Here is a 25,067-nt window from a genome sequence, read left to right on the forward strand (position 1 = left end):
ATAAACTGCATATTTATGTTTCCTCCCGGAAATAATAAGCTAATCAACACTCGGGAGGAAAGAAGTTGAAAAAAAACCGTCATTATGTGGGAGTTGTTATAGCCTCTCTTTTTTTGGCTTTATGTTTGAGTCCTCAAGTAAGAACAGTTTTGAGTATGCCCGAGAAGCAGAAAATTATCGTTGGGGAAGGTAATTCCATAAACATAAAACTTCCTCAGGGACTGCAGGAAAAAATCGACATTAAGATAACGGGATCATCTCGCAGCATATTTACCTTGGGAAAAGACCCTACAATTATAATAAACCGTACGGGTTCCACCTATAAAATTACCGCTTTGAAGCCTGGCAAGACAGAAGTAAGTCTTAACATTTTAGAATATATGCCGATAAAATCAATTCAAATTGAAGCCCTGCCTACGAAGCGGGTGGTAGTTGGCGGTCATTCCATAGGTGTTATGTTGCAATCGCGCGGCATAATGGTGGTGGGGTTTGCACCTGTTTTGAACAGCAAAGGCGGCAAAAGTTATCCGGGACGAGAAGAAGGTGTGGAAATAGGAGATCGGATCTTTAAAATAGATGGTCAGGCAGTAAACAGCGAAAACGATTTGGCCAGAATCATTGACAGTAAAAAAGACCAAGAATTAAAGGTGAGTCTTAACAGGCGCGGCAAAAATATTATTGTACCTGTTAAGCCGCTTCTTTGCCCGGAGACGAACCGTTATCGGATCGGCTTGTATGTTAGAGATGGTGTGGTAGGGTTAGGAACATTGACCTTCTGGGATCCAAGTACCCGGCAATTTGCCGCGCTCGGTCATGTAATTGTGGATGCCGATACGAAACAGGATATAGACGTACTCAAAGGCCGCGTAGTAAGTGCCTCAATCCAGACCGTAAAGCCTGGAAAACCTGGTCGCCCGGGAGAAAAAATTGGTGTTTTCGATGAACAGGGCGGAATCTCTGGTAAGATTATGAAAAACACCAACTTCGGGATCTATGGTCGCAGCGATAACATCATCACCAATGCCAAGGAAGAATATACCATGGAAGTAGCTTACGCTCACCAGGTTCATCCCGGTAAAGCCCAGATGCTGACGGTAGTCAATGGAAGCGATATCGAGAAATGGGATATCAGAATAGAAAAAGTATATCCTCATCGGGAAAACGGCAAAGGCATGGTAATACGGGTGACTGATCCGCGGCTTTTAAGTCTTTCGGGTGGAATTGTGCAGGGAATGTCAGGTAGTCCAATAATTCAAGGAAATAAAATCGTTGGTGCCGTTACCCATGTTTTTTTGAATGATCCTACTTCAGGATACGGCACATTTATGGACAATATGTTGTCGGAAATGCCCGCTGACCTATAAAAATGAAAAAGTTTTCGACAATCTAATGAAATAAGGAAATGAGCAATATTGGGAAGCAAACCTTTTGGTAAAAAATACCAATCCTAAAAGATCTTAGATCTTATGTTTAATGATGTTTCATTGTAGGAGCCTGTGCTAAATAATCGATTAATTTGGTATAATAAAAAAAGAGGAATAAATTAGCCTATCGTCGAAAAGCGTTTGTAAATAAAAATAATAATACATAGCCGGTATTATTATTGGAAGAGGGGGGTATTAAACTAATGTTTGGTGAAAATGATCAGATCAAAGTTCTAGTAGCGGATGATAATCGAGAGTTCTGCGGTATCCTAAGAGATTATTTTACCAATGAACCTGATTTTGAATTGGTAGATGTATGCGCTAATGGAATGGAAGTTCTGGATGTGATGTCTAAGAAAGAGGTAGAAGTATTAATCCTTGATCTTATAATGCCATATATCGATGGCATAGGCGTACTTGAGAAACTAAACGAATTGCATCTGGAACCAAGACCCAAAATCATTATCCTCACTGCTTTTGGACAGGAAAATATAACCCAGAAGGCGGTTCAATTGGGAGCTGATTATTATATTCTGAAGCCTTTCAACTTACAAGTGCTGGGAGAAAGGGTCAAACAGGTTGTAAGAGACGTTAAACTGAAAACTCCTAAAGGTAGCGGTCAGCAGGTAACGGTTACCATGTCTAGTCCGGCTCCGAAAAACTTGGAAGTGGAAGTAACCAAAATTATCCATGAAATTGGAGTACCCGCTCACGTCAAAGGCTATCAATATTTGCGGGATGCCATTATGCTGGTGGTAGAAGAAATAAACTATCTGGGTGCAGTAACCAAAGAACTGTATCCTACCATTGCTGTAAAATATGATACGACCCCCAGCCGGGTGGAAAGGGCCATCCGTCATGCGATTGAATTGGCCTGGGATCGGGGCGATTATGATAAGATCAATAAATTTTTTGGCTATACTATCAGTGGTGAAAAGGGTAAGCCAACCAACTCAGAGTTTATCGCTATTATTGCAGATAAACTGAGATTGGAAAACAAGGTCAGTTAATCTTTATTTAAGATTATTGCAAGTCTTTAACTGTCTTAAAATATCAGCTAAACCACCAGGTATTTTGGTTCCTGGTGGTTTTTTTGATTAGCTGTTGTGATATGATAATATAGATTTTACATAAACGATGTTTTGATTTTATACAGAGGTGTAGTATGCACTTAAAAGGGAAAGCCAAACTGGACAAACGCACCAAAAATTTGGTAAACCGGCTGCGCAAAGGCGATATAGCCGTAATCAGTCATGATGATATCGATGAAGTCGCTGCTAACAGTTTAATTGATATAAGACCCATAGCTATCCTTAACACCATGCCCTCGATTACCGGACGTTACCCTGCCCGGGGTGCCTATAAAATTCTAAAAGCCGGTATTCCAATTATTGATGAGGTGCCGGAAAAAATTTTTGAAGATGTCAAGGAAGGAACCTTGCTGGAGATAAAAGATGGCACGGTAATTTCCGGAAGCCATATACTAGGTGAGGGAAAAGTATTGACATTGGCCGATGTAAATCAAAAGTTAGATGAAGCCAATGAAAATATTAAACAGGAACTGGACGATTTTGTTGATAATACCCTTGAATACGCCAAAAAAGAAAAGGATGTCCTGTTGGGTAATCTGGAGGTGCCCCCGCTCAACACTCATATATTAAACCGGCATGTATTAATAGTGGTGCGGGGCAGTAGTTATAAGGAGGATCTTAGGGCAATATACTCTTACATCCAGGAGCAAAAGCCGGTTTTAATCGGTGTGGATGGGGGTGCTGACGCTCTAATGGAATTTAATCTGAAGCCGGATATTATTGTGGGGGACATGGATAGCGTTTCCGATGAGGCCCTGCAATCCGGAGCCGAAATAGTTGTACATGCCTATGCCAATGGCAAGGCTCCTGGACTTGAAAGGGTCGAGTCCATGGGGATAGAACCATTGGTGTTTGCGGTACCGGGCACCAGTGAGGATATAGCTATGATTTTGGCTTGGGAATACGGTGCCAGCCTGATTGTTGCGGTAGGTACACATTCCAATATGATAGATTTTTTGGAAAAGGGACGCAAGGGTATGGCCAGTACGTTCCTGGTCCGGCTGAAAGTGGGATCCATTTTGATTGATGCCCGGGGGGTAAGTCAGTTATACAAACAAAGCTTGCACAGCAAATACCTGGCCCAGTTATTTATGGCGGCCTTGATCCCTATTACCATATTGCTTTGGGTTTCACCGGCTACCCAGCCATTCTTTCGATTAATATGGCTGCAAATAAAAATTCTCGTGAACAGTATATAATAAGTATGTATCAACCTTCCATGGTCGGCTTTTCAAGTTGAGTGCCGTCCGCACCTGTGAAAATGGTTGCGCGATACGGATAGGGAAGCAAATTTACTTACTAATGACATAAGTGGTGGTGTAAGCAATGATCGATTTAAAAGATCATATCGTTTCAATAATTGCTATTTTTTTAGCTTTGGGATTAGGTATATTGATTGGCAGCTCAATTGTTAGTGATGATTTGATGGTTACGCAGCAACAAAGGATCATAGACCGTCTTGAGCAGCAGTTTGCGACCCTGCGCGAGCAGGAAAATAATCTCCTGGCTGAAAACGAAGCTAAAAACAAAATAATAAACAATTATGAGAATTTCGGTCAAGTCATGTTGGGGCCTATTGTCAAAGAACACCTTAAGGGTGCAGAATTAGCTATTGTGGTGACTGGAGGGGAAGAGATTCCGGCCGGTTTGCTGAACACCCTGACTATAGCCGGGGCGACTGTTAACACCCAAACCGTGATGCTTAACAACATTAATTTAAAGGATAGCAGCCTGCGTAGAAAGCTGGTTAAATTTTACGGTACTGAAGAAGATGTGAGCTCAGATGCGTTGAGGCAGAAAGTGGCTATTTCGGTTGGTATGCTGATAACCAATCAGGCGGATATCGGGACAAGAAAATTTTTGGAAGAAAACAACTTAATCAAGTTAGGCGGTGTCTACACTAACCCGGTCGATACAGTGATTTTAATAGGTGGTAGTAATAATTCCGGCAATTCATATCCAGAGAGTTTTGATACCAATTTAATCAATATCCTGCTGGCCTCGGGCAAGCAGATAGTGGGGGTGGAGAATTCCAAAGTAAGCTACTCCTACATGGAAACCTATCAAAAATACAACCTAACCACGATAGATAACATTGATTTAAGCCTGGGACAAATATCGCTGGTATTGGCTATGACCGGGCAGCCGGGTGACTATGGAACCAAGACAACCGCCACCAAGTTTATGCCTTCGATACCGGTGGAATATTTAAGGAGATAAGCAGATGAAAACCATTATCGCTGTGATACCTGCATATAATGAAGAAGACCGCCTAAGGGCAACCCTGCAAGCGGTCAAAAGCATATCTGGTATAGACAAGATTATTGTAGTCAATGACGGCTCTACCGATAAAACCTCCGAAGTGGCCTGCGCCCAGGGGGTTACCGTAGTTGATCTGCCCGAAAACCGCGGCAAAGGCGGGGCCTTAAATGCTGTTGTACCGATGCTTGACAGTGATGTGGTGGTTTTCCTGGATGCTGATTTGGGCGATTCGGCAGCAGAAGCTGTCAAAATCATTGCTCCGGTTATAAATGGTCAGACTGATTTATGTGTGGCAGCTTTTCCGCCTCCCACCAAAAAAGGTGGTTTTGGTTTAGTGAAGGGGACGGCTGCCCGTGCTATAAAAAAGGCGGGTGGCCTGGATGTCATTGCTCCCTTAAGCGGACAACGAGCCATGACCCGGGAAGTATTACAGGCAGTTACCCCTTTCCAGGAAGCTTACGGTGTCGAATTGGGCATGAGCATAAAAGCTCTGCGCAACGGTTTTAGATTAATGGAAGTACCCACCACCATGAGTCATAATGAAACCGGCCGGGATTTAAAAGGCTTCCTGCATCGAGGCAGGCAGTTTTTTGATGTAATACGGGTCATCCGTTTGCAGAAAAGGGGGTAAGGTTTGTGCATGATTGGGTAGGTATAGGCTTAGCTTTACTGGGAGGGGCGGTCGCAGAAGGATTGCTTCTCTTTTTCCTTTTACCCATGCTGCAGGAAGTTGGAGCAGTGCGCTCAAATTATTTAAACCAGGAAATACCCGTAAGTGCAGGTCTGAGTTTTCCCCTGGCCTATATGCTGGTGGGACTGATCTTTGCCTTGTTAAATCCTAATCCACCCGACAACCTCTTACTGCTGGGTTTGGTTACGATATCCTTTTTAGGCTTTATCGATGACATGCTGGGACAAAGAGATACTTTAGGCTTTAAGGGGCACTTTGGAGCTTTGTTTAAAGGGCGTCTTACTACCGGGGGCTTAAAAGCCATCGGAGGGGGAACAATCAGCCTTTTTTTGGCTGTTTTTATCGGCGGTGGATGGCTAAATATCGTTATAAACACGCTAATCATGGCCTTTTCTACCAACATGATGAACCTGCTGGATCTAAGACCAGGTCGGGCCGTTAAGGGGTTTTTGATTTTCCTGGTGGCGATTTCGGTTATCGCTTGGGGTAGAATTGACTATTTTAAACTGGCCCCCTTGTTGGGAGCGGTACTCTTCTATTTCCCGACCGACTTAAAGGCCCAGGCTATGATGGGAGATGCCGGTTCCAATGTATTGGGGTTGGCCCTGGGATTTTTGGCGGCCACATCGTTATCTTGGAACGCCCGCCTGGGTTGCCTGATTTTCTTGATTGCTATTCATATTTATACGGAGAAATATTCTTTAACGACAACGATAGAAAATAGCGTTGTATTAAGGAGTATAGACCAGCTCGGGAGGGGTAAGAACAATGGTTAATCATCAACGGCTGATCGGACTTTTTATGGAGATGGTTCAGATATCTTCAGTTTCCGGTCGGGAGGGTGCATTTCGCGACTATCTTATAAACTATTTTGCGGCTCGGGGGCTTAAGGGGGAAGAAGACAATACGGCTGACTACACAGGCGGGGATTCGGGAAACCTGCTCTTTAGGATAAAAGGTACGGTGGCGGCAGAACCGATTTTGTTTTCAGCTCATATGGATACGGTAGTACCAGGTAATGATATAAAACCCGTATTAGGTGACGATGGCATAATCCGTAGTCAGGGTAATACGATACTAGGATCGGACGATAAAGCGGGAGTAGCAGCTATCTTGGAAGCGTATGAAGTCCTATTGGAAAGGGGTCTGGATTATCCTCCCCTGGAATTTTTGTTTACGGTGAGCGAGGAACAAGGCTTGCTGGGGGCCAGAAATTTTAATTATAACCGTCTTAAATCCCGGATAGCTTATGTGCTGGATGGCGGTGGAGTCCCGGGAACGATCGTAATCCAATCTCCTTGCCAGAATGAAATCGAGTACCATGTGACCGGGCGGGCGGCTCATGCAGGCATTAATCCCGAGGATGGTTTAAATGCCATCCAGATTATGAGCAAAGCCCTGGCGGCTATGCCCTGCGGGCGCATCGATGCTTCGACCACCTGTAACTTCGGTGTAATTGAAGGCGGCCAAGCCCGCAATATTGTTGCCGCAAGCTGCATGGTCAAGGGGGAAGCCCGCAGCCTGGAACGTTTTGAACTAGATCGCCTAACCCGCGAACTGCAGGATACTTTTATAGATGAAGTGACAAAGCACGGTGGCCAGCCTGAGGTCAAGGTTACATTTCTTTATCCGGAGATTTCGCTTAATGCCCAGGACAAGGTAATCAATCTGGCCGCAGAAGCCGCCCGGGGTATCGGGCTGAATGTTAAACTTATAAGTACCGGTGGAGGGAGTGATGCCTCCATAATTAACGGCAATAATATTCCCTGTGCCAACCTGGGCATCGGCATGAGTAGTGTACATACTACCGAGGAATATATCCGCACCAATGATCTGATTAAAGATGCCGAGCTTGTACTGGCCATCATTCAAAAGTCCATTACGGACTGAAACGGGGGGATTAAAATGATTCAGACCAGAAAGGGCAAGATAATAAAAGAGTTATTCTCCCGTTCCGGTATTAAAGGGTTTACGGTAGACGTCGATGGGCGTGAAGAAAGGTGTATCGTCTATACTTCCTTGCTGGGAGACATTGTGCCCGGCGATGAAGTTTTACTCAATACGACCGCCATGGCTTTAGGGCTAGGCAGCGGCGGCTACCATTTTGTGATTTCCAAAACCAGACCGGACGAAACGGATTTAAAGCCCGGCGGGCACATAATGAAACTCCGATATACGCCTGGGCAGCTTAAGGTTTTAAGTGTTGAAGAGGAGGATAGCCCTTACCATGAAGAAATGAGCAGGGCTGACAGTCTGGAGGGGATACCGGTTTTGGTAGCTACGCTGCACTCGATGCTGGCACCTATCAGCATTTTGCTGGCCGAACAAGGTGTAAAGACAGCTTATGTAATGACCGATGGAGCCGCCCTGCCAATAAATTTCAGCCAGACCGTGGATTGGCTTAAACGGCAGGAATACTTGTGCGGAACTGTTACGGTGGGGCATGCCTTCGGCGGTGATTTGGAGGCAGTTAATATCTATTCAGGTCTGCTGGCGGCACGCCATGTATTAAAGGCTGATGTAATCATTGTAAGCATGGGGCCTGGCATTGTTGGTACGGGGACTAAATGGGGATTTACCGGTATTGAACAGGGTGAAGTGTTAAATGCGGTCGATACTTTGCTGGGAGCTCCCATCGCGGTTCCTCGCATCAGTTTTGCTGATGCCCGTCCCCGGCATCAAGGGATAAGTCATCATACCATAACTGTTTTAAGCCGGGTTTGCAAGGTTTCGGTTTTGGTGCCGCTGCCGTTTTTAACCGAGGAGCAAAATCAGTATATTCTGGATCAGCTATATGAGGAAGGTCTTTTTAATCGTCACCAAATCTGTATGGAAGAATCGCTACCCGGCCTGGCGGTGCTGGAAAAAAGTGAGCTTAAAATGACCACCATGGGTCGGGGTATAAACGATGATCGAGAATTTTATCTAACCTTGGCGGCCTCAGCCCAAACCGCCATTCGGTTGCTCAACGGGCAAAAACCCCGCTTTATCAAAATAACGTAATTGGCAGCGCAGGGATTAAAAGCAGATTAATACGGCTTAGGTTAGTTTATTTATGCTGGGCATTGTTTGTTGGGTAGATCCAGGTAAAAAAGAAATTATGCTGGATCTGGGTTAATCACCATTTAGTTGCCCCCTGCGAGCTGATAATTAATAAAATCCAGCAGGGTTGTCTCCAAAGGGAAGCTGGACAGAAAGGCAGGCAGGTCTTTGACCTGGCCGTAAAAGTAAACCGATTGTCTATTTACTATCATTTCCATTATCATCACCTCGTCAACATTTTATGCGGACGATAGAAAAATATACCAGGAGGTCTAAGCGGGATGGAATTGCGGGAAAAAACCCTTAAAAGTCAGGAAATATTTCGCGGCAGAATAGTGAATCTTAGGGTCGATACGGTTTTGTTGCCGGATCAGAGACAAAGCACCCGGGAAGTGATTGAACACGTGCCGGCGGTGGCTATAGTGGCACTGGATGAAAAGGGCGATATAGTTTTGGTACGGCAATTCAGAAAGCCGGTTGAAGAAGTTTTATTGGAAATACCGGCTGGACTTATGGATGCTGGCGAGGAGCCTTTGATTTCTGCTCAACGGGAATTAAGGGAGGAAACCGGTTTAACCGCCAGCCATTGGGAAAAAATTCTGTCCTATTACAGTACCCCCGGATTTACTAACGAGTGTTTGCATCTCTACTTAGCCACCGGGTTAAGCCCAGGGGAGGTTGAGCCTGACGAGGATGAATTTGTTGAAATCGTCAGTATGCCCCTGGAAAAAGCGTATGACCTGATATTTAAGGGACAGATCAAGGACGGCAAGAGCATCATTGGTATTCAGTATGCGATGCAGAAAGCCGGGGAGTAAGGAATTGCAGGAAATATATGCTGATTTGCACATTCATATCGGCCGGGCGGGGGAGCGGCCGGTAAAGATTACGGCTTCTCCCCAATTAACCTTAGAAAATATAATATTTAAAACCGCACCTTTAAAAGGCTTGCATATGGTGGCGGTAGTGGATGCCGGCAGTCTGGCTGTGTCACAGGAAATCGAGATCCTGCTTGAAGGCGGGAAATTAAGAGAAATACCCCAGGGCGGTTTATTAGCCGATAATGGGGTCGTGCTTATTCTGGCCAGCGAGTGCGAATGCCGGGAAGGGGTACATTTAATCAGTTATCTGCCTGATTTGATCAGCCTAAAAGACTGGCAGAAACACCTGCAAAGCAGGGTTACTAACCTGACGTTGTCAACCCAGCGAGTCGATATGGGTTTTATAGATATACTCTATTTATGCAGGGATCTGGACGGCATCTTCTGTCCGGCCCACGTCTTTACTCCGCACAAAGGAACGTATGGAGCCTGGACTGATAGATTGCGGCCGCGCCTGAGTCAGGCCTTTGAACTAGTCAGGGTAATCGAACTGGGTTTAAGTGCGGATACCTATATGGCTGACCTGCTGAAAGAAACAGCGCATTTTAGTCTATTGTCAAATTCGGACGCGCATTCCTTGCCTAATATCGGCAGGGAATTTAATCTTCTACAAGTTCCGGAAAAAAGCTTTGCCGATTTAAAGAATTGTCTTAAGGGTAATGGTGAAAGCAGAATCATTGCCAATTATGGGCTTGATCCCCGCATGGGCAAATACCACCGCAGCTATTGTCCGGATTGTGATCATATCACTGACGCTACTGCTCCGGTCAGAGCCTGCTGTATATGCGGGAGCAGCAACATCGTTATGGGTGTATATGATAGAATAATGGAAATAAAAGATGATCAACCCTGCCCCCCCGAGGTTCGCCCCCATTATCATTATCGAGTGCCATTAAGCCAAATACCGGGTGTTGGCATCAAGACTTATCAGAAGCTACTGAGTACCGGAAGCAGTGAAATTGAGATTCTGGAGAAAATGCCGGGCGGGGAAATTGCTTTACTGGCAGGGCAGGATATCGCCGACACTATTTTGGCTATGAGGATGGGCAGACTGGATATCGATGCCGGAGGGGGTGGAAAATATGGAAAAGTTAAAAAAAATCATCGTCGGCACTGATGCCAGTGGGGCGCAGGAAGCCGCGAAAGCCGGCCTGGTGGTTATGATTGTTGATGTCATAGATATGTCAACTTCATTGGAAAGTGCCTTGGATGCAGGGGCTTATGCCGTCCTGGGCGCAAGTCCTGATTTTACCCGGGCACCGGTTAAAGTGCTGCCGGAAGTGATTGGAAAACAGGCGGCCGGTTTGGCAAGGGAAACCGGGCAAGGGATTATCCTGATTGGTGAGCCGCGGGTAGGCACTGATGAGGAACGGCTTGCCCGTTGTCAAAAGGTTATCCAGGGGATTGAAAAAGCAGGGGGCTTCATTGAAGCTGTATTACCCAATATCGGTGCTGAAGTCCCTAAGTTGGTGAATATGAACGGAAGGGTAGTGGTAGCCGTTTCCGATACCGGCGGGGTGGCTTACAATGCCGCCTTTATGGAAAACCGGCGGGTTTTAACCGGCACGATCGCCCGTACCTTGAAACAGCGGGGAATGCAGCCCGCTCTTACTGCGGTGCGCCGTATTATGGATAATATAAATGAAACCGACCCAGGCGTAGCCATTATTGCTGCCAGCCGCAATTCCCTGGAGGATGTCCTGGCAGCCCAATATATTGCCAATCTTTTATTAAAGGATGAAAACTAGGTTGTTTTTGGAGGGGATTATTTGAAACCTATTTACGTTATCGGTCATAAAAATCCGGATATTGATTCCATTGCTGCCGCCATCAGCTATAAAGTATACAAACAAACTACCGAAAAAGGTGTATATATTGCGGCTGCGGCCAGTGAAATAAACGATGAAATCAAGAGACTGCTCGATCACCTGGAGTTTGATTATCCGGTGGTAGTCTCCAATGTCGGTACAACCGTGGAAGACCTGCTGGACGATGAGGAGTTTATATATTTAAGTGCAGATACGAGCCTGGTGGAGCTCGGGAATATTATGAAAAACAACAAGCTAAAGACGGTGCCGGTTCTGGATGAAAAACAGAAATTTCTGGGTCTGATCACCATCGGTGACGTGGCTATGATCTATTTGGATGCCTTAGGAACGGGGCAGGATATAGAAAAAGCCCCCCAGGTATTAAGAACGGTATTGGATCGCAAGGTATCTTCGATTATGAAGTCGCGGGATCTGGTCTTGTTTGAAAAGGATGAGAAGGTGGAAGAAGCCCGTAAACAGATGATTTCCACTCGCTATAGAAACTATCCGGTAGTCGATGAAGACAACCGTTATCTGGGACTTATTTCGCGTTATAATTTGTTGCAGATGAAAAGAAAACAGATTATTTTAGTCGATCACAATGAGAAAAAGCAGGCTGTGGATGGGGTGGAGGAAGCTGAAATACTTGAGATAATCGATCATCATCGGGTAGGGGATCTGCAAACCACCTGGCCTATCTTTTTCCACAATGAACCCGTTGGCTCCACTTCTACCTTGATTGCCGAACGTTTTATGCAAAACCGTATTTTTATGGCTACTAATATCGCTACCCTTTTACTGTCCGGTATCATGTCCGATACCATGATTTATAACTCGCCAACTACCACCGCTAAAGATAAAATGATTGCCCGGGAATTAGAACGTATTTCCGGGTTAGATTCGGTGGAATGGGGCAAAAAACTTTACGCGGAAAGCAGCCGGATGGACAAACAAAGCAATCTGGAACTGATATCGGAGGATCTTAAGGAATATGTTAGCGGTGACACGATGTTTGCCATATCTCAGGTGGAAACCATTGACCTGGCCAGGTTTGCAGAACGCCGTCAGGATATCTTAACGACTATGGAGGAACTCTGTGCCAGAAAGGGTTATGCCCTGATGTGTTTAATGGTAACCGACATATTAGAAGGAGGCACCGAGCTAATCGTAGCCGGTGAAAAGAGCACGCTGGTTGAGGAAGAATTTCAGCATGATCATATGTATGGAGGCATTTTTTTAAAAGGGGTTCTGTCCCGCAAAAAACAGGTAGTACCGGTGATTTATGAAATGCTGCGTCGGCATATGATTATGTAAAATCGTCTTAACCAATTCCATATTATAAGGTGCGCATAATTATTAATAAAAAGGAGCGAATATGTTACTAGGGGACATACCCGCCTGCGGTGTGTCCCCTTTTTCTATACATTTCTTTTGGGCATAAACCGGCCAAAGAATAAATATGAATGATAAGGGAGACTTGGCACAATTTTGCTTGAAAGGGTTGGACTATGATTGTCAAAAGCAGGATTAAAAAGCACATAAGTGCCAACCAATGGCAATATCTTATCATAACCTTATTATTTACGATTGGCATAATAGTTGGAAACTACAAGGTGCCGGCTCTGGAAGGAGGAGTGAGAAATCATCTGCTGGATCTGATAAACGGTTATTTGCTGGGCAACAACCAGGTTGATATAAATGGAAGCAAATTGTTATTTCTGGCCTTTCTAAATCAGGCTAAAACCTTTATGCTGATTTGGTTTTTGGGATTAACTGTAATTGGGATGCCGTTAATATTGGCAATCGTTCTTTTAAAGGGAATGGCCCTGGGTTTTACGGTTGGGTTTTTGGTACAGGAGAAAGCCGGGGTCGGAGTACTTATAAGTCTCCTGACGATATTGCCGCAGAATCTCATATATATACCTTTGTTAATTGTTTGGTCGGTAGTGGGGATCAAGTTTTCTATTTATATAGCGGTTGGCAGACAGGTGAGCGGTATTTCCCTGGGGCGGGCGCTATTGTCCTACAGCTTTTTGTTGCTTATGCTTCTGGCCTTAGTAGCAATAGGTGCCTTTATTGAAGGAATTTTTTCACCTTGGTTATTGCGTCAATTTGTATAAAAAAATGGGGGAGGTCATTTAAAGTGATTATTGTGGTTGGAAAATGGAAAGAAAAAGTTGCCAAAATGGTGGCGGTAGTCGTCTTAGCTGTGGTATTTGCAGCGGCCATACCAATGGTGTCGGGAATACTCTATAAAAAAGTTCCGGTGTTTAGCGGTTGGTTTGATGATGAACACCCCAGCGGCAACCCCATGCGGGTTGACAAGAATAATCCGGGGGGAAGTGACCTGCCTGAGAACAAATTTAACGAAAAAATGGATCGATTTGTGGTGAAAGTACAGAACTTTTATTACGAAGAAAAAGAATAGGCAGGAATAAGGCCCTTTAATGTCAAAGAATCTAAAGAAAATGCAGGAGATAGCTGTGGATAAATACATATTAGCTTTTATAGATTACTTAAATTTCGAAAAGGGTCTGACCGGCAATACTCAGGCGGCTTATAAAAGGGATCTGCGTAAATTCTATGCCTACCTGGCCCAAAAAAATCCGGATGTGGGAAGATGGGAAGATGTAAACAAAAACGATATTATAGGCTTTTTGGCGTGGGAGATGGATGAGGGGGCAGCCTATACTACGGTTGCCCGCAGTCTATCGAGTATAAAAAGTTTCTATAAATTCATGGTCATGGAAGACTATGTGCAGATTAACCCTACCCTTGATTTGGAAACCCCTAAAATCAAGCGCAAATTGCCCCAGGTTTTATCAATTGAGGAAGTGGACAAACTAATGGAGCAGTGCAATGTTCTGCTACCTTTAGGGTTAAGGGATCGAGCCATGTTGGAATTGATGTATGGCACCGGTTTGCGTGTTTCTGAACTTCTGGCCCTGCAAATAGATGACATCAATTTCACAGCCGGTTTTCTTCGCTGTCTGGGCAAGGGAAGAAAAGAAAGAATAATACCGGTTAACAATACTTCGATTATCTGGGTGGAGCGCTATTTGGCCAGAGCCAGAAGCCAATTGGTCAAAAGCCAATATGAGCGAACCTTGTTTCTGAATGCCCATGGACGGCCTATGAGCAGACAGGGTTTTTTTAAGCTGTTGGATCGCTATGGAGAAAAATCCGGTATAAAAAAGGAAATTACCCCGCATACTCTACGGCACTCGTTTGCCACCCATCTGCTGGAAAACGGTGCCGACTTAAGGGCTGTGCAAGAAATGCTGGGTCATGCTGATATTTCCACGACCCAGATATATACCCATTTAACCAAAACCCGCTTGCGCGAAGTATACCAGCAATGCCATCCCCGGGCCTAGAAGGGCGTTCATGGGTGATCGTGTACTACGGGCATGGCCATTAATATGCAATAGGAGGCTAATAATGAGTAGAGCGATTGTTATAGTTTTGGACAGTGTTGGTATCGGTGAATTAGAGGACAGTCATCTTTATGGTGATGAGGGAAGCAATACCTTGGTAAATACTGCCCGGGCTGTAGGCGGACTTCATCTGCCCCATATGCAGGCCCTAGGATTGGGCAATCTGGATGATATTATGGGAGTAGATCCTATAGCCAATTCCCAGGGTGCCTATGGAATAATGAAGGAAAAGTCGGCGGGCAAGGATACAACCACCGGCCACTGGGAGATGATGGGCATTAAATTGGACAAGCCCTTTCCTACATATCCGCAAGGTTTTCCTCTGGCTCTGGTTGAGGAATTTGAACGGCGAATCGGCCGCAGAACCCTCGGCAATCTGGTAGCTTCAGGAACCGAGATCATCAAGGAACTGGGGCAACAGCATTTAGAAACAGGTTACCCCATTATCTATACTTCCGCCGACAGTGTTTTTCAGATTGCGGCCCACGAAGAAATCATACCTCTGGAAGAACTATATGAGATGTGCCGAATCGCCCGCGCAATGCTGCAGCATGAGAATGGAGTGGGACGGGTTATTGCTCGCCCTTTTGTCGGACAAGCAGGCAACTTTATCCGTACCTCCAACCGTCATGATTATTCTTTGCAGCCATCGGAGAATTTGATTGATTTAATCAAAAATGCCGGGCATAAAGTTGTGGGGGTAGGCAAAATCAAGGACATATTTGCCGGTCGGGGAATAGATGAATCCTATCCTATTAAAAACAACCAGGATGGTGTGGAAAAAACGCTCAAAATTATACAGGAATCAAGCTTTACCGGACTGCTTTTTGTGAACCTGATAGATTTTGACCAGCAGTATGGACACCGCAATGATCCCCGCGGATACGCCCAGGCCTTGGAGGAGTTTGACAGCCGGTTGCCGGAAATTATGGCTGCCCTGGGCCCAAATGATCTGCTCTTTATTACGGCCGACCATGGCTGTGATCCTACTACGCCCAGCACTGATCATTCCCGGGAACGGGTGCCATTGCTGGTATATGGTGCCAAAATAAAAGGCGGCACTCCCATTGGAATCCGCGAATCCTTTGCCGACCTGGGTCAAACCATAGCTGAATACCTGAAAATCAAAGCCGATAAACTTTACGGAAACAGTTTTCTCCAGGAAATTATCAAGTTATAAGCCCCTTCGCTAAGCTATGGGATGACATATCTTGTTATTCTGAACGAAGCGGATAATCTTTAACCGGGTGTTATTCTGAATTGCTTTTGAATTATTCTTATTCGGAAATAATCCCCAGCAGCTTAAGGAGTGAAACTATGAATGTAGTTGACATAATCACCAAGAAACGGAATGGACTAACCATGACCCGCAGTGAGATCGATTATATGGTCAAAGGAATCAGCGAGGGCACAATTCCTGATTATCAGATTGCAGCCTGGGCTATGGCGGTTTATTTTCAAGGCATGGATATTGAAGAGACCAGGGATTTGACCCTGGCAATGGCCTATTCAGGCGAGGTTATGGATCTGGCACCGATTCAGGGGTTTAAGGTTGATAAACACAGCACCGGGGGAGTTGGTGACAAAACTACCCTTATAGCCATTGCCCTCGCGGCTGCAGCCGGGATTCCGGTTGCCAAGATGTCTGGGCGCGGATTGGGTCATACCGGTGGTACCGTAGATAAATTTGAATCCATACCCGGATTTAGGGTGGAATTGTCCCGCAGAGAGTTTATTGAGCAGGTGAATACGATCAAAGCGGCTCTTATTTCCCAAAGTGGTAATCTGGTGCCGGCCGATAAAAGACTATATGCCATCCGCGATGTTACGGCTACCGTGGAAAGTATTCCCTTGATTGCTTCGAGTATAATCAGCAAAAAAATTGCAGCCGGGGCGCAAGGTATCGTTTTGGATGTCAAGGTAGGACGAGGTGCCTTTATGAAGGATTTGGATACGGCCACTCAATTGGCCCGCACCATGGTGGAGATAGGTAAGGGAGCGGGCCGTGAGGTAGTGGCTGTATTAACCGATATGAACCAGCCTTTAGGCTATAATGTCGGTAATGCGCTGGAGGTAGCCGAAGCCCTGGATCTGCTGCGAGGGCAGGGAGCTGAAGATCTTAAGGAAGTATCATTGATACTAACGGCTCATATGTTAGTTTTGGCCGGAAAACATACTGATTTCCAGGCAGCCCGGGAAGAACTGCAGCAGCTGCTTGCCACCGGGCAAGCTTTTCAAAAGTTTACCGAAATAGTGGCTGCCCAGGGTGGTCGCCTCGATTTTAGCCTGCCGTTCTACGATTTACCACAAGCCAGTCATAAAGAAGAACTTATAGCCCGAGAAGAAGGATACGTAGTAGATCTGGACGCCCTCAAGGTCGGTCATGCAGCCATGCTTTTGGGGGCGGGACGCGAGCAGTTAGATGACCATATTGACCCGTCTGTAGGTGTGCAGCTCGTCAAAAAATATGGCGATTTTGTGAAGAAGGGTGATGTTTTGGCTGTTATGCATGTCAATGACATTAACCGCCTGGCGTTAGCCCGCCAACAACTACAGGAGGCGTTTACAGTAGGCCCGGCCCAGCCCGTGACCATACCCCTAGTATATAAAACTGTACTGAGTCAAAACACATGAAATATAATGGTTGGTTTTTAGACCCGGATTGCTTATGTGCTGCTGACAGTAAAGAAAAGGACTTTTGCCAAAATCATAATTATCTCTTCCGTCCTTAAGGGCCGACTGTATGCCGAACATAAATAACAATAAACTCTTGACCAAGCTATGAGAATCTATGATAGGAGTGTTAAAAGCTATGATCTGGAGGTCATATTTTTCTACCCAAATCCTTTTTGGCAACTATGCTTTAAGGGATAACTGTCCGGCTTTTTCTGGACTGGGCAAACGTGCCTTAATAGTTGTCGGACAGGGAGGATCTGCCCGCAGAACTGGCGCCCTGGATGATCTTAGCCGGGTTTTAAAGGAGCTTGCCATTACTGCACAGATATTTGATCAGGTGGAGGCCAATCCCACTATTGCGACTGTGAGGCAAGGAGCCGCGGTTGCCAAAAACTTTAAAGCCGACTTTATAGTCGGAATCGGCGGCGGCTCACCTCTTGATGCTGCCAAAGCCATAGCTGTTTTGGCGGTTAATGAAATAAGCGACACCCAGCTTTTAGACCTGCAGTTTGGTGAGGTGTTGCCAGTTGTTGCCATACCTACCACTGCAGGTACCGGATCAGAGGTTACCCCCTACTCCATCTTGACATTTCCGGCCCTGCAAACTAAAAAGAGTATTCCCAGTCCGAAAATCATCCCCCGGCTGGCAGTTTTAGACCCACGTTATATGAACGATCTGCCCTGGAGGATAACGGCAGATACGGCAGTAGATGCGTATTCCCACGCCCTGGAAAGCTTTTTGGCAGTGAAGGCCAATCCGCTTAGTGAGCTGCATGCCCGAGAAGCCTTGCAGATACTAGGTTCTGAGCTTAGAAAACTGGCCGAAAACAGGGAAATAGATTTAAACCAAAGGGAAGCCTTGCTCTACGGGTCGCTGTTGGCAGGTTTGGCTATCAGTTCAACCGGCACATCGATTCCGCACGCCATGGGTTATCCTTTTACTTATTTTAAGGACGTACCCCACGGACGGGCTAACGGTATGATTATGCCCGCGTACATGGATTTTAACCTAAGAAAAAGCAACCACCCTAAGATTACCGATGCTCTTATTATATCAGGTTTTAAAAGCACAGCGCATTTCAAGGATTTGATGGTTACACTCTGTGGAAATCCCCCGGCATTGACTTCTGTAGAACAAGCTCAGTTCATAACCCAAACCATGCAGGCCAAAAACCTGGTCAACAATATTGTCACACCCGACCGGGAGGATTTGGAACAGATACTTACCCACACTCTGAACCAGGAGGTCTTGGAATGAATGGCGATATGCAGATAATTAATCAACTATACGATTTTGTCAGAATGGTTGATCCGGTTCAAAAAAAAGTCATCATTACCCATCAAACTGAAAACTGCGCGGATGTTGCTTCACATTGTTTTGGTTTTTGGGAAACAGGCAGCATGTGCGAAAACTGTATCTCTGCCCGCGCTTTAAACGAAAGGCAGGTAATAACCAAACTGGAATACAATAGTGAGAGAATATTTATGGTAACGGCTATGCCTATGGTGGAGGATGGAAATGCAACCGTACTGGAAATGCTCAAGGATATTACAGAAAATACCGTGGTGGATATTAGACCGGCGGAATTAGGGAAGCTGCATAGAATTATTGACCGGGGCAATAAGGCATTGGTTTGGGATACTGGTAGCAACACTTATAGTAAAAACTACATTTATGAACGATTGCCTTATGACATTCACATAACTGCAGATGAGGACACCGAGCTTTCCCTCCTGACAGCTCGGCTGGATAACTTCAAGGAGATAGAAAAAACATACGGAAAGACTGTGGCAGACGGCGTCATAAAGGAATTTGCCCGAATTCTGAAACGCTACTGTCGGCCTGGAAAAGTATGGTTAGCCAGATGCGGATCGGCTGATTTTATACTGGTTTTGCCCCATACCGGTGAAGCCCAGACCAACCAGAAATGCTGGCAGTTAAAAAAAGCACTAAGGAAATCTAATTTTTACCTGCAGGGATACGAGATTAAAGTGGTAGCCAGCTTTGGTTTTCATACCATCAGTCAGAGTATTCCTGTGCAAGACCTGCTCAACCAGTCGCAGCAAAATCTAATGGCAAAGCAAACCTTAAACGGTGACTTAGCCCAACCATGGCGGGATCAATTTATTAGTAATTATTCCTTTTCTCCGCGGGAAGAAGAAGTATTAAGATTAATGCTGGAAGGGTTGGGCAACCAGGAAATAGCACAAAAGCTTTTTATCAGCCTTTCTACCGTAAAAAAACACATTTCCAGTATTTATTATAAGAGCGGGGTACAATCTCGAGCAGAGCTGTTGGCTAATTATCATCAAGAGTTTTATGCCTACACTAAAATAGTATAGGTTACCAAAAGACCCCGGTGGATTATTAGTAAATTGCCGGGGATTTTTGTTGCCTATATTCAAAAACTTCATTAATAGGAAAAAGATTTAAGTTTCTATATAGAAAAACTACCTTCCTTGGAAAAGTGTACTTAAGTACCATATTAAATACCATTAACCTAATGTACAATTGTGTAAAGTTTGACATACGAATATGTGTGCCGGAAAAAATGTAGTAAATGGGAGTGGGGATCTTTTGAGTACAGAACAACAAATTATCAGCAATCGCCAGGAAAGCCATCGGCGTATTTTATTGGCTATCACCATCATCATACTGCTGTCTAATATGGCTGTATTGTTTATTTATTTTAGCGGAAAAGGCTCGGCCGGTTTAAATTTAAATAGCATATTAATAGAAATGGCCATCAATATAGCAATCATATTGGCCGCAGTTATTTGGCTGAGAAAAGGACCGGAAACGGTTTTTAACCAATATATTACGATTCTTATGGTAGGAGCCATAATCTTATTATTTGATTGCCAGTTAAGTGGTTCGCGAGAAGTATTCGCCGACTTTTATCTGATTATTATACTGAGTTTGTTATATTCAGATCTTGGTGTTACCATATTTTCTACCCTCCTGGTAGCTGTTTTTCATATGATTTTCGTTAAAACTGCCGGATATGTAATCCCCACTGAGGAAATGTTGGTTCGCTATCTAAATTTTATTTGGGCAGGTATAGGAGCTGCAGTAATAGCCGTTATTTCCAGAGGTTTTATGCAAACCGCCATTGCCAAGGCTCATGAAGCACATGAAATGACAAGTAGTATTAAGAATGTAGCTGAAAATCTGGCAGGCGAATCCGAGTTTTTAGCTGGCGCTTCCGCCACCCTGCTAACCGCCGCCATTCGTACCGGCGATTCGGCTGAACAAGTACAGGCAGGGATAGAGGGCTTAGCAGGTTCCGCCAAGGAAGAAGCTGAACGGGTTGAAAGAACGACAGAAATTATTAGAGAAATGACTATGGCCCTAAAGGTTGCCGGCGACCGAATTCAGACTGTGACCAACCAGTCTGCACAATTTAAGAACATAGTTAACGCAGGTCTGAAAACCATGAACCAGCAGCAAACAATCATGGAACGCAGCAAAACAGCTCAGGATTTGGCTAGTACGGCAGTAAGTAGCCTTACTGAAAAATCCATCGCCATAGCCAACATTGTAGAATTGATTACCGGTATAGCCAGCCAGACCAACCTGTTGGCACTGAATGCGGCCATTGAAGCTGCTCGGGCTGGCGAAGCCGGACGTGGTTTCGCCGTAGTAGCCGAGGAAGTTCGAAAATTAGCAGAACAATCTGGTCAGGCAGCAACGGATATTGCCCGTATGATCGTAGAAGTACAACAAGGCATCGACAGCACGGTTAAACAAATCAACATGACGGCTGTGATGAATAACGAAGAAACAGAAGCCGTTAATCAAACCAGCCAAATGTTTAAACAAGTTGAATCAGGTGCTTTTAGTATTGATGAAGCTATTCAAGAAGTCTCGGCGATCGTTGAGGAAATGCTGGCCTCCACCGAACAGGTCATTGAAGAAGTTGAAAAAATGCTGGGTTCATCTCGCCATACTTCAGTTACTGCTCAGCAAATAACAGATCTGGTCGATCAGCAAAATAGATCAATTAGCAGTGTAGTAGAAATGGTTAAACAATTAGAACAAGCTACCGAACAATTAGAAAAAATGGCCTCCGGTCTAAGGGTTTAAAACTTTTTGCTGCCTCCGTAAGGATATGCTTTAGGACAGGGTCCCAAGGGATTTATCTAAAGGCTCAACTATCATCTTGAAAATGATGGTTGAGCCTTTTGGGTTAGGAAGTATTTTATAAACAGGCATCTTGACAGAGAAGTCTCCGATAAAAATTCTAGGGTAAGCAGTAGAACCAGAAAGAACGTCCTCCTGCTTCCTGGAACCATTTTAGTTGCGGTGAATATTATATAGCAAACGACAAAAGGAGGGTTTGAAATGTCTGATGTTTTACACAGTGAATTAATTAATGAAAACATTAACGAGGAAACTGAAATGGTCAAGATGTTAGATGAACTGCTTGGCAATGCCAGTAGTACTTCGTCTAGTGACTGTTGTTGCGAAGCATGCCAAAGGGTTGATTTTGATCGATGTGAGGACTATAAGGAAGTTTGCATATCGCCCAATATGCTAAATTGCCAGACACGTTTACTAAGGGTTGTGGTTAATATAAACAATGTATGCAGAAATAGGCTGCTGGCGATTAGTGTGGTGCTGGCAAAAGCCGGTACCGATATAATAATCAGTCATAAAGGCCATGTTTTTTACACCGGATCTTCGTCATCTTCATGCAAAAGTGTCAGCAAAGAGTTCTGTTTCACCTTACCGGGTAATCTATGTGAAAACCCCAACGCTATTAATGTTAAAGTGGTCAGCAATTATGTCCTGACTAATCCTTTAGGTTCTTTGCCGTGCAGCGAAACACCGTGTGGATGCTAGGTATATGAAGGAAAAATATACTCTTGGGAATGCCAGCAAGAATAATTGGAATTACGCCGCAGCTCCAGTAAATAAAAAATCCTATACCCCCCAATACGGTTCAGGGAAGAAGTCTGCAGACATTTCCCTAAACCGCACAGAAGCTGAACCCTTGGAACAGCAGGTTCCTAATAATTCGGCTGCTAAAAAACCAGTACACCATTGCGATGACCTGCAAATCTGTGGTGGGGCGGCTGGTGACACCAATACTGAAGATGCCATAAATTTGAGCAAGGGTGCTGGGGAGTTTGGCCAACCCAGCGACTGGAGACTTATCAGGCAGATGAGACATATTCAGCAAAGCCTGGAAGCTAAAACCCAAGCCCGTCTTCAGGCATGGGAAGAAAAAACAGCAAAGTGGGAAGATATTGCCTCACGCCTTCTAAATACTGAAAACCGACTTGCCCAACAGGAGCAACAACTGATCCAGCGGCTGGAAAATTTGGAATTAAAGTTAGCAAATAACCAGGAAATAAATAACCGGTGGCAACTTTTTGAACAGGAATTAATACTGCTATCAAATATGATTTCGCAGGTGGAAGTCAGGCTGCGCAAAGGTGAGGAGGGCTTTAATGCCCGGGAGGATAAACTACGGGAAGAGGTATCTTTGAATATTGAGCAGCAGATGGATGATATAAAAACAGTCCAGCATGAAATGGGCTCCCGACTTGACCAGCAAAGCGCAGATAGAAAAAAAGAATACAACAATATAAACGAACGCTTACAAGCGGCCGAAAATAAAATCAGTATCCTGGATGAATGGACGGCTCGTTTTGAGAGTAGCAGCAGAAAATCAAACCTGGAAGAGATGGACAATTACCAGACAATCGTTACGAGGCTTAAGCATATGGAAGACTTCTGCAATTATTTGTTGGCTTTAGTGCAAACAGATAATTCCGGACGTAGCTTTGATTTTAGTAAAGGACTTGTTTTCAAGGTATAAAGCTAGTTTCGCCAAGGTAGTTACCGTAAAATGAAAACAATTTATTTAATAGACGCGGATGGCGCGGATTTACGCGGACTTCCGCGGTTTTTTATTATTTAACCACTGTTATCGTGAAATCATTTTTTGGAGCCCATATTATCCTGACTTTCTGGATATATAGATATAACGATATCCTCCCCTAATCAAGTCCGGGCAAAAACAACCTGATTCTGGCATAATCTACTGTCTAACCCAATATATATTAAAAGAAAAGGGGACGTACATTTTCTGATCTTTCCCACAAAAAAAGATGGAAATCATTATGCAAAGGGTCCCCACAGTTTAATGGGGAGGTATTAAGTGGATGATTGTGAAAAAATGGCTGCCCTGCTTACTTTGCCTGATATTTATCATATCCCTGACCGGTCCGGCGCTGGCCAGTAATGATTTGGAGAACGTTAAAGCAGAGGCCTACATATTGACGGATGCGGATTCGGGCCAGGTGCTTTTGGCTCAAAATGAGCATAAACGGCTGCCCCCTGCCAGTATGACCAAATTAATGACCATGCTATTAGCCGTGGAGGCCCTGGAAGAGGGCAGAGTCAGCCTCAAGGAAAAGGTCGCAACTAGCGAATATGCTGCCAATATGGGTGGATCACAGATTTATCTGGCCCCCGGCGAGGAAATGACTTTTGAAGATATGTTGATAGCGATTGCGGTAGGTTCGGCTAATGATGCTTCGGTAGCGGTCGGGGAAAAGCTGGCAGGCAGCAATAAAGCTTTTGTAGCCAAAATGAATGCCAAAGCCAAACAGTTGGGGATGAAAAACACCCATTTTGTAAACGCCAATGGCCTGCATGCCGAAGATCATTATACCTCTGCGGCTGATATGGCGATATTAGCCCGCAATGCCCTAAACTACCCCCGCATATTAGAATATACATCCATCAAGGAATACCCCTTAAGGGATGGCAAATTCATTCTCTATAACACCAACAAGCTTTTGTGGTGGTATAAAGGAGCGGATGGATTTAAAACCGGACGCACTGAAGAGGCCAAAAACTGTTTGACCTCAACCGCAAAACAAGATGGTCTGCGCCTGATCTCGGTTGTCATGGCTTCCCCGGAAACACGCGGACACTTCCGCGATTCAATGCAAATATTTAATTATGGATTTGCCAAATATGCTTATAAGATTTTTGTTCCCCAGGATAGTGTGGCGGGAATGGTGACCGTAGGCAAAGGAAACCAGGACAAAGTTGAGGCGGTAGCTGCCCAGGATGCCGGGTCCATTTTCGAAAAAGGGGAAAAGGCCCAAATAACTAACCAAAAGATACTGCTAAAATATGTCGATGCCCCGGTTAAAAAAGGGCAAAAACTGGGCGAGGTGCGAATTTATAAAAACGGTAAACAGCATAAAACGGTTGACCTGATTGCGAATACCGATATTAAACGCGGCGGAATTACCAATCAGATTAAGAAGATGTTTGTTGAAACCTATCTTTTATAAATGGAATTTTGTGGAAGGAATCACCCCCTCCTTGTAGAACTATCCTAGGGTGGCAGTTCTGCAAGGAGGGGATTTTGGCATGGACATAGAAATGAAGCAGGTCAGGAATACACTGATTGTGAAACTAAAAGGTGAGTTGGACATGCAAGTAGCCGATAAACTACGTAAGGAGCTGGATAAAAAACTTGAGAACGAAAAAATAGAAAACCTGATCATTAATCTGGGAAAAGTAACGTTTATAGACAGTTCTGGTTTGGGGGTAATTATCGGGAGATATAAAAAAGTATCGTCCCGCAAAGGCAAAATGTATATCGTAGGTGCTAATCCCTCAGTGGAAAAAATACTGGTTTTCTGTGGTATCAATAAACTGGTTCCGATTTACGGCAGTGAACAGGATATTATTAATATATAAGGAGGTGGGTACCAGCTCCGGGC

25 protein-coding genes are annotated in these 25,067 nt (G+C 44.7%); 24 read left to right on the forward strand and 1 reads right to left on the reverse strand.

Annotated features, from left to right (window positions below; all coding sequences use genetic code 11):
• Positions 1–65: 65 nt before the first annotated feature.
• The 8 genes from spoIVB to AAV90_RS06545 all read left to right on the forward strand — a co-directional run bounded on the left by spoIVB (position 66) and on the right by AAV90_RS06545 (position 8,471).
• Positions 66–1,364, forward strand: a complete 1,299-nt coding sequence (gene spoIVB, locus AAV90_RS06510; RefSeq protein ID WP_046496828.1) for a SpoIVB peptidase — start codon at positions 66–68, stop codon at positions 1,362–1,364.
• Between the two features lie 263 nt (positions 1,365–1,627).
• Positions 1,628–2,434 carry a sporulation transcription factor Spo0A gene (gene spo0A / locus AAV90_RS06515; RefSeq protein ID WP_046496830.1) on the forward strand — a complete coding sequence of 269 codons (807 nt, stop codon included), beginning with the start codon at positions 1,628–1,630 and terminating at the stop codon, positions 2,432–2,434.
• A gap of 155 nt (positions 2,435–2,589) precedes the next feature.
• Positions 2,590–3,714 (forward strand): putative cytokinetic ring protein SteA, encoded by a 1,125-nt coding sequence (gene steA, locus AAV90_RS06520; protein ID WP_046496833.1) that lies wholly within the window; start codon positions 2,590–2,592, stop codon positions 3,712–3,714.
• A gap of 127 nt (positions 3,715–3,841) precedes the next feature.
• Positions 3,842–4,735, forward strand: coding sequence for a copper transporter (locus AAV90_RS06525; RefSeq protein ID WP_046496835.1), 894 nt, complete (start codon positions 3,842–3,844; stop codon positions 4,733–4,735).
• 4 nt (positions 4,736–4,739) lie between these two features.
• Positions 4,740–5,408, forward strand: coding sequence for a glycosyltransferase family 2 protein (locus tag AAV90_RS06530; protein ID WP_046496837.1), 669 nt, complete (start codon positions 4,740–4,742; stop codon positions 5,406–5,408).
• Between the two features lie 5 nt (positions 5,409–5,413).
• Entirely contained in the window at positions 5,414–6,244 is an 831-nt protein-coding gene (locus AAV90_RS06535; protein WP_046496840.1) for an MraY family glycosyltransferase, read from the forward strand.
• Entirely contained in the window at positions 6,237–7,358 is a 1,122-nt protein-coding gene (locus AAV90_RS06540; RefSeq protein ID WP_046496842.1) for a M20/M25/M40 family metallo-hydrolase, read from the forward strand. Before AAV90_RS06535 ends, AAV90_RS06540 begins: the two co-directional genes overlap by 8 nt.
• Positions 7,359–7,373: 15 nt before the next feature.
• On the forward strand, positions 7,374–8,471 hold the full coding sequence (locus AAV90_RS06545; RefSeq protein ID WP_046496844.1) for a DUF3866 family protein: 1,098 nt from the start codon (positions 7,374–7,376) through the stop codon (positions 8,469–8,471).
• 122 nt (positions 8,472–8,593) lie between these two features.
• On the opposite strand, the gene AAV90_RS15600 is transcribed toward AAV90_RS06545, so the two are convergent.
• Positions 8,594–8,728, reverse strand: a complete 135-nt coding sequence (locus tag AAV90_RS15600; protein WP_278279300.1) for a hypothetical protein — start codon at positions 8,726–8,728, stop codon at positions 8,594–8,596.
• Between the two features lie 63 nt (positions 8,729–8,791).
• Between AAV90_RS15600 and AAV90_RS06550 the strand changes: the two genes are divergently transcribed.
• The 16 genes from AAV90_RS06550 (at position 8,792) to spoIIAA (ending at position 25,044) form a co-directional block, all read left to right on the forward strand.
• On the forward strand, positions 8,792–9,328 hold the full coding sequence (locus tag AAV90_RS06550) for an NUDIX domain-containing protein (RefSeq protein WP_046496847.1): 537 nt from the start codon (positions 8,792–8,794) through the stop codon (positions 9,326–9,328).
• A gap of 4 nt (positions 9,329–9,332) precedes the next feature.
• A complete protein-coding gene (locus AAV90_RS06555) occupies positions 9,333–10,508 on the forward strand; it encodes an endonuclease Q family protein (RefSeq protein WP_052729646.1) in 1,176 nt (391 codons plus the stop codon).
• Positions 10,474–11,139, forward strand: a complete 666-nt coding sequence (locus AAV90_RS06560) for a hypothetical protein (protein ID WP_046496850.1) — start codon at positions 10,474–10,476, stop codon at positions 11,137–11,139. The genes AAV90_RS06555 and AAV90_RS06560 overlap by 35 nt, the downstream gene beginning before the upstream one ends.
• 21 nt (positions 11,140–11,160) lie before the next feature.
• Entirely contained in the window at positions 11,161–12,513 is a 1,353-nt protein-coding gene (locus AAV90_RS06565; RefSeq protein WP_046496852.1) for a putative manganese-dependent inorganic diphosphatase, read from the forward strand.
• A gap of 194 nt (positions 12,514–12,707) precedes the next feature.
• Positions 12,708–13,319, forward strand: coding sequence for a stage II sporulation protein M (gene spoIIM / locus AAV90_RS06570; protein ID WP_046496854.1), 612 nt, complete (start codon positions 12,708–12,710; stop codon positions 13,317–13,319).
• A gap of 23 nt (positions 13,320–13,342) precedes the next feature.
• The gene (locus AAV90_RS06575) at positions 13,343–13,627 is read left to right on the forward strand and encodes a hypothetical protein (RefSeq protein WP_046496856.1); all 285 of its coding nucleotides are present in this window, start codon (positions 13,343–13,345) and stop codon (positions 13,625–13,627) included.
• Positions 13,628–13,646: 19 nt separating this feature from the next.
• Complete coding sequence (xerD, locus tag AAV90_RS06580) at positions 13,647–14,576, forward strand: site-specific tyrosine recombinase XerD (protein ID WP_242847501.1); 930 nt, start codon at positions 13,647–13,649, stop codon at positions 14,574–14,576.
• A 64-nt stretch (positions 14,577–14,640) separates the two neighbouring features.
• On the forward strand, positions 14,641–15,816 hold the full coding sequence (locus tag AAV90_RS06585; RefSeq protein WP_046496859.1) for a phosphopentomutase: 1,176 nt from the start codon (positions 14,641–14,643) through the stop codon (positions 15,814–15,816).
• Between the two features lie 137 nt (positions 15,817–15,953).
• Complete coding sequence (locus tag AAV90_RS06590) at positions 15,954–17,270, forward strand: thymidine phosphorylase (protein WP_046496861.1); 1,317 nt, start codon at positions 15,954–15,956, stop codon at positions 17,268–17,270.
• Between the two features lie 178 nt (positions 17,271–17,448).
• The gene (locus tag AAV90_RS06595) at positions 17,449–18,570 is read left to right on the forward strand and encodes an iron-containing alcohol dehydrogenase family protein (protein ID WP_046496863.1); all 1,122 of its coding nucleotides are present in this window, start codon (positions 17,449–17,451) and stop codon (positions 18,568–18,570) included.
• Positions 18,567–19,655, forward strand: a complete 1,089-nt coding sequence (locus AAV90_RS06600) for a diguanylate cyclase domain-containing protein (protein ID WP_046496866.1) — start codon at positions 18,567–18,569, stop codon at positions 19,653–19,655. Before AAV90_RS06595 ends, AAV90_RS06600 begins: the two co-directional genes overlap by 4 nt.
• Positions 19,656–19,890: 235 nt before the next feature.
• On the forward strand, positions 19,891–21,399 hold the full coding sequence (locus AAV90_RS06605) for a methyl-accepting chemotaxis protein (protein WP_046496868.1): 1,509 nt from the start codon (positions 19,891–19,893) through the stop codon (positions 21,397–21,399).
• 258 nt (positions 21,400–21,657) lie between these two features.
• The gene (locus AAV90_RS06610) at positions 21,658–22,158 is read left to right on the forward strand and encodes a hypothetical protein (protein ID WP_046496871.1); all 501 of its coding nucleotides are present in this window, start codon (positions 21,658–21,660) and stop codon (positions 22,156–22,158) included.
• A gap of 4 nt (positions 22,159–22,162) precedes the next feature.
• Positions 22,163–23,140 (forward strand): hypothetical protein, encoded by a 978-nt coding sequence (locus tag AAV90_RS06615; RefSeq protein ID WP_046496873.1) that lies wholly within the window; start codon positions 22,163–22,165, stop codon positions 23,138–23,140.
• A gap of 346 nt (positions 23,141–23,486) precedes the next feature.
• A complete protein-coding gene (locus tag AAV90_RS06620; RefSeq protein WP_242847502.1) occupies positions 23,487–24,632 on the forward strand; it encodes a D-alanyl-D-alanine carboxypeptidase family protein in 1,146 nt (381 codons plus the stop codon).
• 79 nt (positions 24,633–24,711) lie between these two features.
• Positions 24,712–25,044 (forward strand): anti-sigma F factor antagonist, encoded by a 333-nt coding sequence (gene spoIIAA / locus AAV90_RS06625; protein WP_046496876.1) that lies wholly within the window; start codon positions 24,712–24,714, stop codon positions 25,042–25,044.
• Positions 25,045–25,067: the final 23 nt, after the last annotated feature.

The sequence above is a fragment of the Syntrophomonas zehnderi OL-4 genome (genome assembly GCF_000983115.1).
Classification (GTDB): Bacteria; Bacillota; Syntrophomonadia; order Syntrophomonadales; family Syntrophomonadaceae; genus Syntrophomonas_B; species Syntrophomonas_B zehnderi.